Raw genomic sequence first — 15,399 nt, 5'->3', positions numbered from 1 at the left:
TTTTGGGGTGGTCGGAGGGGTTGACACTCTTTGGAGGGTTGACCCTCTTTGGAGAGTTGACCAATCAGCAGTGGTGGGCGTGCTCTTTGAGAGAGCGGTTCGAGCTGTGCTCGAATACCCACTCATGCGGTGAGACTGCATGAATGGGGCACCCGGCGTTATGGGCTGGGATGCGATCGTGGTCGAGAAGCGGGTCCCTCCACTGCGGCGCTGCGCGCCTTCGGTCGGGATGACGGCCTTTTTGGGGAGTCCCGGCTTTTGCAGCGGTCCTTTTTACAGGGTGCCGCTGCGGGCGAATGCGGGGGTTCCTCGGCTCGCTGCGCTCGCTCGGAATGACACCTCCATGGGTGGCTGAGGTAGTGGTGCGGAGCAGGCTGATGAGGTGGTGATATGCAGCAGGTGGGTGAGATGGTGGTGCACAGCAGGTGGGTGAGATGTGACGTGCGCAGCGCTAACAGTTCTGATACTTCCAGTTGCGCTGTTTGCCTTCGGCGATCCATTCGATGGCCTGGGCGATGCGTTTCTCTTTCGTCTCTTCGCGCTTGGCTTCGGTGATCCAGTCGGTGTATTCGCGCCGGCAGCTGGGGCTGAAGTCGTTCCAGACTTTGGTGGCGGCTTTGTTCTTCTTGAGGGCAGCGGCTAGCTCGGTGGGGATTTCGGGGGCGGCCCTGGCGGCTTTTTTGGTGCGCGTCATGGTTTTGGCGCCGTCGTCGACGAGCATGGCAGCGTGCCTGATATAGCCAGCGAGTGTCTTCGTTGGCGGCAGGTCTTTGAGGGTGGCGATCTTGCCCATCGAGCCCATGCCTTCCTTCTGGTCGACGCCCTGCTGCTTCAAGTAGTCACGCATGGCGTTGCCGAAGAGGCCGAAGCTGCAGTGCGCTTTGAAGGCTGCTATGTTGCCTAGCATCTGTCCCTTGTAGAGGAAGAACGGCATGGACCACTTGATGTCTTCGGTGACATCGGGGAGGGTCTTGTGGACGAGTTCGCGGAGGTGCGTGAGGATGGGCTGCGCGAAGACGGCGGACTTGTTGATGTATGCGTCGACGCGGGGGTCGAAGGTGGCGACGGGCGGCATGGTGCGAGCAGTTTACAAATGACGGCGTGGTGATGGAAGGGATTTGCGGTTGTGGCGGGGTAGAGCGGTTCGAGCTTCGCTGAAATGCCCACGCATGCGATGAAACTGCATGTATGGGGCACCCATTCGACTTCGGTGGTTGGGGTGACTGATTGTGACTGTTTAGGCCGCCGTGGTCGAACAGCAGGTCCCTCCGCTTCGGCTTCGCCTTCGGTCGGGATGACAGGCACTTTTTGTGGCTGCACACGCTGGGTCATGGTGCTCGGTGCCGGGCGCCCGATGCTGAGTGGCCAGTAGTCGACAGGCGGTGGCTGGTGGGCGGCGCTGAGTGATCGGTACCTGACTAGACGGTGTCGCCGGGTTTGGGTTTGGGGGCTATGGGATCGGGTTTGATGGGGTAGGGCGGGCCTTTTTCGAGGACCTTTTCCATCTGCTCGTCGTAGTGGTAGATGTCGTCGAAGAAGTGGACGCTGCCGTCTTCTTCCACCTCGGCGGTCATGTAGAAGATGACGATCGGCAGGGGTGTTTTGAGGTTGACCTGGTGGTTGTCGTCGCCGTCGTACATGGCGTCGTGGACCTTGTCGAGATCCCACTCTTCGCCGTCCTTGTCCTTCTGGCCGTCGAGAACCCAGACGGCGAGGTCTTCAGGCTTCTGGACGCGGATGCAGCCGTGGGAGAAGTCGCGGCGGGTACGGCTGAAGAGCTGCGGGGCCGGGGTGGAGTGCAGGTAGATGTCGTACTGGTTGGGGAACATGAACTTCACCAGGCCGAGGGAGTTTTTGGGGCCGGGCTTTTCGCGCACCATGACGGAGCCCTGCGCGACCTGCTGCACGGTGTAGTTGGGATAGGGCTGGCCCTTGGCGGTGACGACCTCGAAGTTTTTGCTGGCGAGGTAGCCCTTGTTGGCCTGCATGTGCGGCACCAGCTCCTTGCGGGTGATGCTGATGGGGACGGTCCAATAGGGGCGGAAGACGAGGTAGCGCATCATGTGCGCGAAGACGGGGGTCTGGTGCTCGCCCATGACCTGGCCGACGACGACGCGCATGGTGAAGTCGAGCGTGTTGTCGGGCGTGTAGCCGCGCAGGACGAACTCGGGCAGGTTGACCATCAGGCGCGGGTTGACGTACTTGTCGGGCAGCCAGCGCCAGCGCTCGAGGGTGTTGTCGAGCTGCTGCACGCGCTCGGACATGGGCACGTTGAGCGAGGCGATGGTCTGCGAGGTGAGCTTGCCGTCCTCGGTGAAGCCGTGCCGGCTCTGGTATTTTTTGACCGCCTCGGAGAGACGTTTGGTGTAGACCTTTGGCGCGGGCTTGCCGGATCTGGTTTTGGCGGGCTGCTTTGCGTCGTCGTCGCCGCGGTCTGCGCCGGCCTGGGTGTTACGGCTGGCGTCGCCATCGAGGTCGCCGTCGGGATCTCCTCCGTCGAGGTCGCCTTCTAGCTGGAGGCGCTGGGTGAGGGCGGTGGCGTCGTCGAAGGTATCGCCGACGTTGAGGGCGCGCTCGTACTCGGGGAGTGGGTCGGCGTCCTCCTGGACCTGTTTGCGCTCGAGATCGAGGTAGCGGGCGAGGGCCTGCTCGGTGCGGCGGTAGAGCTCGGAGTTGGGCTCGACTTTTTTGATGAGCGCGGGGACGTCGGTGGCGTCGACGGCGTTGTCGGAGACGAACTCGGCGAGGTTGTACTTCTTGTCGGCGACGTTGATGTCGAAGTTGAAGTGCTGGGGGTTGACGCGGCCGACGCGGAGGTCGGAGATGAAGCGCATGACGTTGACGGTCATGGCGATGTCGAACTGGACGACGTCCTTGTCGCGGCGGCCGGTGAGGGCGCGCATGCGGTCCTCCCACTTCCTGGCGTCGTAGTCGTCGGGATGGAGGCCGTGCAGCTCGGCCTGGGCGAAGGCGGTCATGAAGCCCATGGCGGCGGGGGTGGGGTTGCCGTCGCGGGTCCAGGCGATCTCGTCGTTGCGGTCGTCGTAGAAGGTTTTGACGAGGGGCTGATAGTCGGTGATGTCGGGCCAGCGGAGGAAGGGGAGATGGGTGGTCTCGGTGAGGGGCTCGATGGCGTCGGAGTAGCTGGTGGTGTTGGGGGCCGAGGTGGTCTTGCGGTGGCGGCGGCAACCGTCGGCGGACAGCAGCAGAGTGAGCGTGCAGAGAGCGCCGATGGAACGGCGAGAGAGCTTCAACATGTGCGGGGCGTGTCCTTCACGGCTTCGAGTGGTCGTCGCGGCTTTTATTTTATGATGCGCGGTTGAGAGGTGGTGTCGGGTGGGGGATGGGTGGTCTCTTTTACTTCGTTTCGGTTGAGATGGCTTCCCGTTTGGTGTTGGTGGCTGGCCCACTCATGCGATGAAGCCGCATGAATGGGGCACCCGGCTTCGCTGCGGCGCGCCTTCGGTCCCTTTGGGGAGCCCTGGCTTCCCTTTTTGCGGGGTGGCGATGCCGGCGAAATGCGGGGGGTTCCTCGGCTCGCTGCGCCCGCTCGGAATGACAGGGTTCGGGATGCTTGAGCGGCTGGGGTCTGTGAAGGCCTGTGCTCCCTCTGCGGGCTACATGCCTTTCGCAACCAGCGGCAGGACGGCGACGGAGAGCGCGGCCTGGGTGATGAGGATGAGTCCGGCGAGGGCGAGGAAGAGTTTGCGATGGCGGGTTTCGAGCACGTCGGCGAAGACACCGCCGGCGAAGGTGAAGAGGAAGGGGAGCGCCCAGAGCATGGGCACAGCGACGATCTGCGAGGCGACAAGTGGCATGATGGCCAGCGCCATCAGCAGCGGCGCGGTGTTGCCGAAGTAACGGCAGCGCGGGATGAGAATCCAGAGCACGGCGGCGATGGCCAGCGCTCCGGTGATGGAGACGTTGGTGGGGTCGGTGAAGAAGGCGCGGGCAGGTTCGAGCGAGAACCAGAAGCGGGCGCTGCCGCCGGTGAAGACGTAGCTGAAGGACGCGAGGCGGAAGGCGTAGGAGGCGAGGAGGACGACGAGCGATCCCAGCGCGGAGAAGATGACGATCTGCATGACGTAGCTGCGACGGCGCTCGGCGAGATACATCATGAAGACGCAGGCGGCGGCGAAGCCGATCATGGCGGGCAGAAGATGCGCGGCGGCGGTGAGTCCAAGGGCGAGCGTGAGCAGGGCGATGCGCGGCTTCCATTTGCGGCGCGGCCCCTGGATGGCGTGGGCGACGCCGATGGCGGTGTAGACGAGGCCGTAGAGTCCCCACATGGCGAGGACCTCGTTGTTGGGCGTGACGGCGTAGCGGATGATCGCCGGACAGAAGCAGTAGAGGCCGAGGGCGAAGAATCCGCCTTCGTTGCCGAAGAGACGCCGCGCGACCCACCAGAGCCCAGCGCCGAGCCAGATGGCGAAGAAGACGAAGGGCAGATGCATGAGGTACTTGACGCTGGTGATCTCGTGGCGCGCCTCCCAGGTGGAGCCGTTGAGGGTGCCTGCGCTGTAGAGGCGGTTTTCGGGCTTGCGGAGCTTGTCGGTGGCGAGCAGAACGAGGCGCTGCGCGGTGAGAGGCAGACCGGCGACGCGGTAGGCGAAGGTTCCGTCGCCGTTGAGATTGCCGCAGGAGGTGAAGTAGCCGGAGAGCGGCGAGGGCCGCTCCCACATCTCGCGGCCGCAGCGGGCGAAGCGATAGTCGCTGGCGGAGAGCTGCTGGTGCCAGATGACCCAGGTGCACTGGGAGAGGAAGAGAACGAGCAGGAGCGCGGCGAGCCGCTGCGGCAGGCCAAGCTTAATGGCAGGCAACTTCAAAATCGACTTTCCGCCTTCCCGGGATCTGAAACAGTGGGCGCGATGCGTGTCGTAGCAGGAGCGATCGCGAGCCTCGTCCTTCTATCGTATCGCGGCGGCATCTATCGTATGGTGGAGATATGCAGTCGCTGACCTTTACCCCCGGACGCGCCTTTCTTTCCGCCGACTCGACGACACCGCCGTGGACGGTGGTGTTTGAAGACGAAGGAGTTGCGGCCTACTTCTATGCCTGCGACCGGACGAGCACAACGCATGACGACTCGATCCTGGACGCGATGCTGATCTACAACGTCTCGGCGCTGGCCAAGAGCGATGAGGAGAATGAGCGGCCGACGGCAGAGCGGATCGCCGCGGTGGAGTGGTCGAAGGACGGACTGAGAGCCGTGCTGTATCTCGACGGAATTCCGCAGGGGATGTATGACTTCGGCACGCGCGCGGGATACTGCCGCATGGACTTCCCCAACTTCATGGGAGAGCAGGGCGATACGTGGCGGAAGTCGACGCATGCGTGGTCGGAAGAGGCGATTCGCCGGTTTGAGGCGGAGATGTACGGGATGGCTGAGTCTAACGGCTGAGGCTGAGACCGTGCCCTTAAGCGAGGAGGTTCGAGCTTCGCTCGAATGAACCCACTCATGCGGTGAAGCTGCATGAATGGGGCACCCGCCGTGGCACCTAATGATGATGGTTGGGATGCTGTCGCGGTCGAGAAGCAGGTCCCTCCGCTTCGGCTTCGCCTTCGGTCGGGATGACGGGATTGGTGGTTAAGCCTGGTGTGGTCGCTCCGATTAGAGTGGCTGCCACGACTGGGGTGGTCGCGCCGATTGAAGTGGCTTCCACCACTGGAGTGGTTTCTCCGATTGAAGTGGCTGCCATGACCGGCAGTGGCGACTACGACTGCGTTGTGTGGCGGTGACGGGGTGGTCCTACGGCGAGGAGAGGATAGTGTTCTGCGTCTCCGGCTCGGGCTGCTGTTGTTTTGGCGGGGTGGGATGCCTGAGGCCTTCGTGGGCGGCGCGCAGGAGGTGGCCTTCGGCGGTGTCGCCGCTGAGCTCCCAGAACATCATGCCGCCGAGGTGCTCGGTGTGGGCGTAGGAGGCCTTGGCTTCGACGGAGAGCGGGTCGTCGAAGGTCCAGAAGGCGTCGCCGTCGAAGAGCCAGGGCGTCTGCGCGACGGGGTCGCGGTAGAGCTTCGACCTGGAGGCCATCGCAGCAATCTCGCGGTAGGAGTGGTCGCCGTGGATGGGCTCGCCCTCCTGTTCGACGCCGTTGGCGACGTCGGGGACGAGGCGCCAGCCGTAGCCGTAGAAGGGTACGCCGACTAATAGTTTTTCTGCGGGGATACCGGCCTTGATGAAGCTGGCGACGGTGCGCCGGACGCTGCCGTCGTGGTCGGGATCGGCGCTGGCGAGCTGGGCGACGAAGCCGGTGTGGTCGCTCCAGGGGCCGCTGAAGTCGTAGGTCATGAGGCCGACCTGGTCGACGGTGCGTGCGATGGCGGACATGTCGACGCCCTCGTACATGTGCGGGCTGGGGCCGACGGCGATGCTGAGGGTGAGGCCGGGGCGCAGCTGGTTCATGCGCTGGCGCAGCTCGGTGAGCAGGGCGAGGAAGTTGGCGGAGTCGGCGCCGTGCGGGTACTCCCAGTCGACGTCGATGCCGTCGAAGAGATGCGGCTGATGGATGCCGGGGGCGAGGTTGCCGCGCAGGAAGATGTCGACGCAGGAGTCGATGAAGGCCTGGCGATGCTCGGGCTGCGCGTCGTAGGCGAAGTCGGAGGCGCGGCCTTCGAGGGAGATGAGCAGCCGGAGGTGCGGATTCTTGCGCTTCAACTCGGCGAGCTGGTGCAGGTAGCCGCGGAAGGGCTTCTTGGGCGAGTCGGCGCGACCGGTGACGGACTCTTTTGCGGTAAAGACAGTGTTGAGGTCGGCGTTGGGATCGGCGACGGAACAGCGGCCGTTGGTGACGAAGCCCTGCGCGTAGTTGATCTGGTCGAGCAGGCGGATGCTGCCGCTGGTGACGAGATCTTTCGCGAGGTAACGCTGATCGTTATAAAGCGCCCACTGCGGGAAGTAGCCGACGAGTTTTGTTGCCGGTGCGGGAGATTGGGCGGGCGCAGCGATGGTCGCGGCGAAGAACGGGAGAAGAAGTGCAGCGATGCGGCGAATGAACACTACTGTTTAAGACGCAGGTTGCGGACGAACGATGCATGAGAATGCGGGTTCGAGCTTCGCTCGAATGGCCCACTCATGCGGTGAAGCTGCATGAATGGGGCACCCGGCAGGGTTTTCACGTTGTGGATAGGACGTCCCGACTCGTACCTGCCACGGAATTGTCATTCCGAGCGTAGCCGAGGAACCCCCGCATTTTGCCTGTGTCGCCACAGACGCCTCAAGACGGTTGCTTCTCTGAGTAAGGCGCAATGGGCTTGCCCCACTCCTCGCTCAGATCCTGCCATGTGGGATTGTTCTCCACGATCAGGCTGATCTTTTTGAGCCGCGACCACTTTTTGAGCCGCGTTTCACGAGCGATCGCATCCTCAATCATTCCATATCGTTCAAAGTAAACCAGATGGTCAATGCGATAACGCGCCGTAAAGCTATCCGGATAACGATGTTCCTTGTGTTGCCGGACCCGAACGCCAAGATCGCTGGTCACGCCGATGTATAGCCGCTTGAAGCTGCTGGCCATGATGTAAACGTATCCGCAGTCGGGCATGATGTTCGCCAATCTCTTCCATCTGTGGTGCCACGGGCAAAATGCGGGGGTTCCTCGGCTTCGGCTTCGCCTTCGCTCGGAATGACAGATCTTCGCTCAGGATGACAGACCTGCGCTCGGAGAGCGCAGGTCTGCGGTGTCTCTCATCGCTCTGCTACTTCGTCTCCATCACGACGACCTGGATGGAGTAGGGCGGGATGGTGTGGGAGAACTTTGCTCCGGTCTTGATGGTGGATTTGACCGGCACGATGCGTTTGGGGTCGGTGATGGAGTTGGTCTCGGCGGTGGTATGGCCGGTGAGGGTGTAGACGGTGGCGGTGGAGCCGGGGGTGGCTCCGGTGATGGCGGTCTCGATGGGCTGCGGCGTGGAGGTTGCGTTGACCAGCTTGAGGTAAGCGACGCCCTTCGCGGGATCGTTGGTAATGGAGTAGAAGAGGCGGTCGCCTGCGTTGGCGATGGACGAAGCGGGCACGCTGGTGCCGAGGTGCTGGCCGAAGAGCACCTGCGCGTAGTAGCCGGGTGAGCCGTAGGCGCTGGAGGCGTCGTAGCCGATGAGGTCGGACTGCCACTGCATGCCGCCGGGGTTGACGTTGACGAAGAGCGGAGCGTAGGAGGACATGACGATGAGGTCGCTGTTGCGCTCCATCGCGGTCATCCATGCGGCGTCGCCGAGGGCTGCACCGAGGTTGGTGGTGGGGCTGCCTTCGCGGGTGGCCCACTCGCCGACGAAGATCTTGGGGCCGTTGCGGTCGGCGTCGTCGTAGTGCTTGACGAAGTTGAAGAATTCATCGGCGTTCTTGTAGTAGTGGTCGTCCTGCACGTCGGGCTTCATGCGCTTGAGCGGCATGGTGGCGATGAGCTGCAGCTGCGGGTACTTCGCCTTGATGGCCTTGTAGAACTGCGCGTAGCGGCCTTCGTAGCTGCCGGAGCGATCGAACCAGTCCTCGTTGCCGATTTCGACGTAGTGCAGCGGGAAGGGCTGGGGATGGCCGAGCTTCGCGCGGACGGCTCCCCACTTGGTGGAGGTGTCGCCGGTGACGAACTCGAGCTCGTCGAGAGCATCGTCAACATACGGCGTGAGCGCGGGGCCGGGGTGGATGTAGTCGTGCTTGAGCGCGTATCCGGCGAAGACGGCGAGGACGGGCTCGATCTTCAGGTCTTCGGTCCACTCGAGAAATTCGAGCAGGCCCATGCCGTCGCTGGACTGGTAGTTCCAGGGGCTGCGGTGGGTGGGGCGATCGACGAGCGGACCGAGGGTGGTCTTCCAGTCGAAGCGCTCGTCGATCTCGTCGCCTTCGAGGTAGTTGCCGCCGGGCATGCGCAGGAACTTCGAGTGCATGGCGGCCATCATCTCCATGAGGTCGGGGCGATTGCCGTTTTCGCGGTTCTTGTAGGTGGGCGGGAAGAGGGAGATGAGGTCGAGCCAGAGCTTGCCGGTGTGTCCGGCGGAGATGAGCAGGTGATTGGTCGACGACGGCGTGAGCTTCGCGGTCTTCAGCGTGAACTCATACTGCTTCCATGCGGTGGTGGCGCTGCCGACGGTGGCGGTGGCGAGGATGGCGCCGGTGTTGTCGTTGACGAGCGAGACGGTGATGGGGCCGAAGTTGTCGGCGTCGGCTTTGGCGTAGAGCGAGCCCTTGTAGGTGGTGTCGGGCTGAAGGGCCATGCCCCACCAGCCTTCGTTGCGGACGCCTGCGGTGTTGGCGGCGTCGGCGGAGGCGATCTCAAGACGCATGCTGCCGGGGAGGGCCTCGCTGGGGCCTTCGGTGCCGTCGTAGTGCATGGTGCCGCGCGCGGTGCCCTTGTTGTCGAGGTTCCAGCTGGCGAGGCCGCCGAAGCCGTGGTCCTGGAAGGTGCGGTTGCGGACCATCTCGGCGTAGAGGCCGCCGTCGTAGGAGTAGTTGATCTCCTCGGTCATGAGGCCGTAGAGCATGGGGCTGACGGGGTGCAGCGGCTTGTCGAGCTGGATGGAGAGCTGCGCGGGGCCGCTCTGTGCGAAGGCTGCGGTGGCCAGGGTAGCGGCGAATAAACCAAGGGCAAGAGAGCGCGTTGCAGTCATAGAAACGAATCCGGTTCCTGAGAAGGCTGTGAGGCGTTTATGTTGTCGGGAATTCTTAGGCAGAGGATACGTGCTGCGGAAGAGGATGGGCAACCGTGTTTGGTGGCTGGGGGGAGATACAGCGGTAGAGAAGCAGGTTCCTCCACTGCGCTGCGCTTCGGTCGGAATGACAGGTTTTGGGACGGGGATGGGAAGACGCGAGGGGGAAGGCCGTGGTCGAAAAGCGGGTTTCTCCGCTGCGCTTTGGTCGAAATGACAGCCTTCTTGGGGGGGGACGGAAGGGCGAGGGTGGCTTCCGGGTTGAAGTGTGGCGCTGCTGGCAAAATGCGGGGGTTCCTCGGCTTCGCCTTCGCTCGGAATGACAGTTTTTTGCCTGAGATGACGATGCCCTCCGCGGTGGGAGGGCATCGGGTGAGGCGGGTTGTGTGTTTTGGCTACCTGGTCTTGAGCACCAGCACGGTGGCGATGGGGTCGAGGGCTGCGTCGGGGAGCTGTACGTCGAGCGCGCCGCCCTTTTGCGTGAACTTGAGCGGCTTGTGCGAGGTGTCGGCGAGGAGGTACGCGCCGGTGACGGTGCGCGGCATCTTCGCGACGTGGAAGGTGTGGGTGGAGGGCCACTCGAAGAGGTGGATGTAGACCTTATCCGCCTTGGTGGTGGAGCGCCACTTCCATTCGGGAACGAACTTGGGCTTGCCCTGCTTGTCCTTCTCGGTGGTCGAGAAGGCACCAGCCTCGGAGCCGAAGAGGGTTGGCTTGGTGGCGTAGATGGATTCGCCGTTGACGTCCATCCACTTGCCCATCTGCTCGAGGCGAGCGACCTCCTCGGGCGGTACGACGCCGGTGGATTCGGGTCCGATGTTGAGCAGGTAGTTGCCGCCCTTGCTGGCGATGTCGATGAGGTTACGCAGCAGCGTTTCGGTGGACTTGAAGTTCTTGTCGTCCACCTTGTAGCCCCAGGTGTCGTTGATGGTCATGCAGGACTCCCAGTCGCGGCCGGGATAGCCGTTTGCCGGAATGTACTGCTCGGGGGTCTCGGTGTCGCCGTTGTAGCCGCCGCCGAGGCGGTTGTTCCAGATGAGCTTAGGACGGGTGTTGAGCAGGGAGACGATCTCGGACGCCCACTGCGGGGTCATGCCGTGGACATCCTTCGGGTTGGGGTGATCGTTGGACTGGTAGCCGGACTCGTAGGGGGTGTCGAACCAGATGATGTCGGGGGACTCGCCGTAGTTGGTGAGCAGCTCCTTCATCTGGGGGATGGCCTTGGTGTGCAGGTAGTGCGAGAAGTCGCCGTCCTGCGCGGGGTCCCAGTGATAGGTGGGCGGCTTGTGGTCGCCGGTCTTGTAGGCGGCGCCGCCGGGGGCGGTCCAGTCCTGGTACTGCGAGTAGTAGAAGCCGAACTTGATGCCCTGCTTATGCGCCTCGACGGCGAGCTCATGCAGGGGATCGCGCTTGAAGGGCGTGCCGGACATGATGTTGAAGGGGTCGGCCTTGGAGTCGTACATGGCGAAGCCGTCGTGATGCTTGGCGGTGATGACGATGTACTTCATGCCGGCGGCCTTGGCGAGGGCGACGATGGCGTGCGCGTCGAACTGCGTGGGGTTGAACTGCGGCGCGAAGGCCTTGTAGTCGGCGACCGGGATGGAGCCGCTGTTCATGATCCACTCACCGAGGCCGGGGACCTCCTTGCCCTGCCATCGTCCTGCAGGCACGGAGTAGATGCCCCAGTGGATGAACATGCCGAAGCGGGCCTCGCGGAACCACTTCATGCGGGCGTCTTTTTCGGCGGGCGTCTCCTTGTCCTGGATGGAGGGGACGGGGTGGTGACCTTCTGCGGGCCACTTCTCGTCGGCAACCTGCGCGGTGATGGCGTGGGTTGCGAACAGAGCGCAACAGCTGACGAGAGCAAGGCGGGCGATACGTTTCATGACGGAACCTCGGACAGAGTTCAGAACTGCCGGAAATTATAGGTAAAAAAAATCGTTCATGGGTAGAAGTTAAAAGATTTGGTTTGGAGAGGCCGGTCGTGGGGGTCGAGCAGCGGGTTTCTCTGCTGCGCGCTTCGCGCTTCGGTTTTTTGGGGGGCCTGCTTTGTGCGTGCCGCTGCCGGCGAAATGCGGGGGTTCCTCGGCTCGCTGCGCTCGCTCGGAATGACACGGCGAAGGCTGCTTGAGCGGCCGGGGTCGAAAAGCGGGTTTCTCCACTGCGCGCTGCGCGCTTCGGTCGAAATGACAGAAAGTGGAGGGAGATGACAGCAAGGTGGGGATGACAGCAAGGTGGGGATGACAGCAAGGTGGGGAGATGGGAACAGAACAGCCAGTCTTTGCAGACTGGCTGTTCTGTTTGCCGGATTGAGGACCGCGCGCTCTGCGGAGAGATGCGGCTCGGTCTGCGAAACGTCAACGGCTGCTACTGGAAGCGGAGCTCCATGAAGACGTTGGCGCGGGAGTAGGGTGAGGGGCGCGGGGGCAGGTGTTCGAAGCCGAGCGACTCGTAGAGGTGGATGGCGTTCTTGAGCTTCGAGTTCGTCTCGAGGTAGAGCATGTGCGCGCCGAGGAGGCGGCCCTGCTCAATGGTGTAGGTGAGCAGCTTGCGGCCGATGCCTGCGCCCTGGAGGCGCTCGTCGACGGCCATCTTGGCGACCTCGTAGATGCCGGGCTCCATGGGGATGAGGGCGCAGCAGCCTACGGGTACGCCGTCGGCGATGGCGAAGAAGATGTGGCCGCCCTGGGCGAGGACGTAGCCCTCGGGATCGAGGAGCATGTCGTTGTCGTGCGCTTCGATGCCGAAGTGTTTGCGGATCCACCACTCGTTGAGCGTGCGGAAGGCCTCGGCATCGCCGGGCTGGTAGGGGCGCAGCTCGATGCTGGGCAGCTCAGGTGTGGATGGGATCTCGGCGAGGTGCAGGGTGGTGACCATGACGTTCTCCTGTACTCTCTGACGGTAGTCGCAGTCCGGCGAGACGTCCAATATCTTGTTTGTTCGGATTATGATCTTTTAGATATGGATCGTGACCTTGAGCTGAGGCACCTGCGGTACTTTGTGGCGGTGGCCGAGGAGCTGCACTTCGGTCGGGCGGCGGCGCGGCTGCACCTGGCGCAGCCTCCGCTTTCGCAACAGATTCGCAGGCTGGAGGAGATCCTGGGGTATCCGCTGTTCGTGCGCACGTCGCGCGCGGTGCGGCTGACGGCGGCGGGAGAGATCTTCCTGGAGCGGGCGCGGAGGACGCTGCGCAACGTGCAGGACGACCTGGAGGAGGCGCGTTCGATCGGTCGCGGCGATGAGGGTTCGCTGCGGGTGGGCTTTATCGGATCGGGCATGCTGACGCCGCTGCCGGAGGCGCTGCGACGCTACCGCGAGCTGTATCCGAGGGTGCAGCTGCAGCTGGCGGAGATGTATACGGCCAGCGTCGCCGGGGCGCTGAACAAGGGCGTGGTGGATGCGGGCTTTCTGCGCGACGGTGGGCCGATCGAGGGGCTGCACGTGGAGACGATCTTCTCGGAGCCGTTTGTGGCGGTGCTGCCGGCGACGCATCGGCTGGCGAAGCAGAAAGATATCTCGCCGGAGGAGCTGCGTGACGAGCCGTTCGTGTTCTACACGCCCGCGGCGGGACGGCTGGCGTATGAGAAGCCGATGGGGATCTTCGAGCGACATGGGTTTCGTCCACGGGTGGTGCAGGAGGCTCCGCACTGGCTGACGATTCTGCAGCTGGTGGGCGCGGGGCTGGGGGTGTCGGTGGGACCGGCGTGCACGCGAAGGATCGGCGTGCAGGATGTGGCATGCCTGGAGCTGCGCGGAACGAAGGTGAAGAGCGAACTGGAGCTGGCATACCGGGATAACGAGAGCCGCGCCGTGGTGAAGGCGTTTGCAGAGGTGGCGCGGGAGAGCTTTCGTAACGCGAAGCAGCCGTTGTAGGGTGTGGGGTTGGTTGAGCTGTGGTCGGAAAGCAGGTTTCTCCACTGCGCTGCGCTCCGGTCGAAATGACAGGATTTGGGGGACGGGTAAGGGCTGGGGGAAGATTGTGGCCGGAAAGCAGGTTTCTCCACTACGCGCTGCGCGCTCCGGTCGAAATGACAGGTTTTTGGGTGGGGGGCCTGTTTATGTGTGCCGCTGCCGGCGAAATGCGGGGGTTCCTCGACTCGTTGTGCTCGCTCGGAATGACACGGCGAAGGCTGCTTGAGCGGCCGGGGTCGAAAAGCGTGTTTCTCTACTGCGTGCTGCGCGCTTCGGTCGAAATGACAAGGCTGTGGAGGCTTCCTTTACGACTTCAGTTGAGGAAGAGTTTTTCGACGTCGAGCCAGTGGTTGACGCGGCGGTAGCCCTGCACGTGGATGTTGTGCGGCGAGGTGTAGAGGATGCCTTCGCCCTGGAAGCGGCGCAGCTGGCGGGGATTGTCGTCGATGAGGAAGTCGGCGTTGAGGATGCCCTTGTCGCCGCAATAGACGATGTGCGAGGGCTGGATGGAGGGAAAGTGCCTGGCGAGCCAGCGGAACTTCTGTGCGAAGGAGGCGGGGACTTCCATGGCTGCGGTGGCGATGAAGACCTCGTAGTTCTGCTGCAGCTTGCGAATGACGCGCTGGGCGTCGGGCATGACTTCGAGGCTTTCGAAGAAGTCGTCGGAGTCGAGATAGCCCTGGAGGGCGTCGTGGCGGTCGGCGGCGACGACCTCCCATAGCCACTTGCCGTCGAGGTCGGCCAGCGAGATGCCAGCCTGAAAGTCCCGGTTGTAGCGGCGGATGTGCTCGCCGAGAGCATCCGCCATGACCTCATCCATATCAATACAAATTCGTTTCACAGGGTGGCTCTCACAATCGAGGCGGCGATGCTCTCCTGGCGCTCGGCGGGCTTCTTCTGCGGGGCGTCGCGGGCGGGGTCCCAGTAGAGGATGCGTCCGCAGGTCTCGCAGGTGAGCATCTGGTCTCCGTTGGAACCGTCGCGGAGGTCGTTCCAGCGCTGCGGGCGAAGCATCATCTGGCAGGCGGAGCACTTGTGATCGACGCCCTCGGAGAGGGCGGTGCCGCGGCTTTTGGAGATGCGGTCGTAGATGGAGAGGGAGTCTTCGCCGATCTGGGGGCGAAGCTCGGCGCGCTGGGCTTCGATTTCCGCGAGCCGGGCGCGATCGCTAGCGATGTGCTCGGCGGTGGAGGCGCTGAGCTCGGCGTGGCGGCGGGTGAGGTTGGCGACGGTCTCTTCGGCGTCCTTCTTCTGCAGGTCGAGGGTCTCGGTGCGCTCCATGCTTTCGAGCTCGGCGTCTTCGAGGCGGGAGACTTCGTTCTTGGCGAAGGCGATCTCGTGCTCGAGGGCGTTGGCCTGGGCGGTGGTGGTAACCACGTCCATCTGCTTGCCGAGGCGGGCGGCCTTCTGCTGGTGATCCTTGATCTCGAGCTCGTGGCCGCGACGCAGGGACTCTTCTTTGGCGAGGCTGTCGCCGGTGGCGGCGAGCTGCCTGCGGGCGGCGGCGCCTTCGGCGGCGAGCTGGGCGACGCGCTTGGGCAGGGCGGCGATCTCCTCGTTGAGCCTGTGAGCCTCAACGTCGAGACGCTGCAGGGCGATCATCTTTTCCAGATCCGGGTGCATACGACGAGTTCGCTCCTTGGGCTGGCGTGGAACAGGTGAGCCGGGGTGGTGGCCAGCGTGCGCCGTGAGGTTCCTGTTTCGATCTTACGACGTTGCGGGCGTACCTGCGAGGGTACGGGGCAGGAGGCCTGGGATCACAACGCGGCTGGAAGAGATTGCATCTACGCGGGATGAGAAGTTTGTAAAGAGAACCATCCCTGAGGCCTGCGTGCATTGATGCGTCTC

12 protein-coding genes are annotated in these 15,399 nt (G+C 63.5%); 2 read left to right on the top strand and 10 right to left on the bottom strand.

What is annotated here, in order from left to right; all coding sequences use genetic code 11:
* Positions 1 to 451: 451 nt before the first annotated feature.
* The 3 genes from PW789_RS09510 to PW789_RS09500 form a co-directional block, all read right to left on the bottom strand.
* Entirely contained in the window at positions 452 to 1,075 is a 624-nt protein-coding gene (locus PW789_RS09510; RefSeq protein WP_299374926.1) for a YdeI family protein, read from the bottom strand.
* A gap of 343 nt (positions 1,076 to 1,418) precedes the next feature.
* The gene (locus PW789_RS09505; RefSeq protein ID WP_299374923.1) at positions 1,419 to 3,257 is read right to left on the bottom strand and encodes a L,D-transpeptidase family protein; all 1,839 of its coding nucleotides are present in this window, start codon (positions 3,255 to 3,257) and stop codon (positions 1,419 to 1,421) included.
* Between the two features lie 360 nt (positions 3,258 to 3,617).
* Positions 3,618 to 4,826 (bottom strand): hypothetical protein, encoded by a 1,209-nt coding sequence (locus PW789_RS09500; protein ID WP_299374920.1) that lies wholly within the window; start codon positions 4,824 to 4,826, stop codon positions 3,618 to 3,620.
* 119 nt (positions 4,827 to 4,945) lie between these two features.
* Between PW789_RS09500 and PW789_RS09495 the strand changes: the two genes are divergently transcribed.
* Positions 4,946 to 5,401: a DUF2251 domain-containing protein gene (locus tag PW789_RS09495; protein ID WP_299374917.1), complete on the top strand. Its 456-nt coding sequence runs from the start codon at positions 4,946 to 4,948 to the stop codon at positions 5,399 to 5,401.
* A gap of 348 nt (positions 5,402 to 5,749) precedes the next feature.
* Here PW789_RS09495 and PW789_RS09490 read toward each other — a convergent pair whose 3' ends face one another.
* The 5 genes from PW789_RS09490 to PW789_RS09470 form a co-directional block, all read right to left on the bottom strand.
* Positions 5,750 to 6,997, bottom strand: coding sequence for a glycoside hydrolase family 18 protein (locus PW789_RS09490; RefSeq protein WP_299374914.1), 1,248 nt, complete (start codon positions 6,995 to 6,997; stop codon positions 5,750 to 5,752).
* A gap of 217 nt (positions 6,998 to 7,214) precedes the next feature.
* Entirely contained in the window at positions 7,215 to 7,541 is a 327-nt protein-coding gene (locus tag PW789_RS09485) for a GIY-YIG nuclease family protein (RefSeq protein WP_299374911.1), read from the bottom strand.
* Positions 7,542 to 7,695: 154 nt separating this feature from the next.
* The gene (locus tag PW789_RS09480; protein WP_299374908.1) at positions 7,696 to 9,600 is read right to left on the bottom strand and encodes an alpha-L-arabinofuranosidase C-terminal domain-containing protein; all 1,905 of its coding nucleotides are present in this window, start codon (positions 9,598 to 9,600) and stop codon (positions 7,696 to 7,698) included.
* Positions 9,601 to 10,034: 434 nt separating this feature from the next.
* Positions 10,035 to 11,525, bottom strand: coding sequence for an alpha-L-fucosidase (locus tag PW789_RS09475; RefSeq protein WP_299374905.1), 1,491 nt, complete (start codon positions 11,523 to 11,525; stop codon positions 10,035 to 10,037).
* A 481-nt stretch (positions 11,526 to 12,006) separates the two neighbouring features.
* A complete protein-coding gene (locus PW789_RS09470; RefSeq protein ID WP_299374902.1) occupies positions 12,007 to 12,516 on the bottom strand; it encodes a GNAT family N-acetyltransferase in 510 nt (169 codons plus the stop codon).
* An 84-nt stretch (positions 12,517 to 12,600) separates the two neighbouring features.
* Here PW789_RS09470 and PW789_RS09465 point away from each other — a divergent pair, with 84 nt between their 5' ends.
* Entirely contained in the window at positions 12,601 to 13,512 is a 912-nt protein-coding gene (locus PW789_RS09465; RefSeq protein WP_299374899.1) for a LysR substrate-binding domain-containing protein, read from the top strand.
* A 352-nt stretch (positions 13,513 to 13,864) separates the two neighbouring features.
* Here PW789_RS09465 and PW789_RS09460 read toward each other — a convergent pair whose 3' ends face one another.
* Both PW789_RS09460 and PW789_RS09455 read right to left on the bottom strand, forming a co-directional pair.
* Positions 13,865 to 14,371: a 5'-3'-deoxyribonucleotidase gene (locus PW789_RS09460; protein ID WP_299375750.1), complete on the bottom strand. Its 507-nt coding sequence runs from the start codon at positions 14,369 to 14,371 to the stop codon at positions 13,865 to 13,867.
* Between the two features lie 17 nt (positions 14,372 to 14,388).
* Positions 14,389 to 15,174 carry a C4-type zinc ribbon domain-containing protein gene (locus tag PW789_RS09455; protein ID WP_299374896.1) on the bottom strand — a complete coding sequence of 262 codons (786 nt, stop codon included), beginning with the start codon at positions 15,172 to 15,174 and terminating at the stop codon, positions 14,389 to 14,391.
* Positions 15,175 to 15,399: the final 225 nt, after the last annotated feature.

The sequence above is a fragment of the Edaphobacter sp. genome (assembly GCF_028283685.1).
Lineage (GTDB): Bacteria > Acidobacteriota > Terriglobia > Terriglobales > Acidobacteriaceae > Edaphobacter.
The sequence above is the reverse complement of the archived record's forward strand: the minus strand, read 5'-3'. Positions and strand labels throughout refer to the sequence as shown.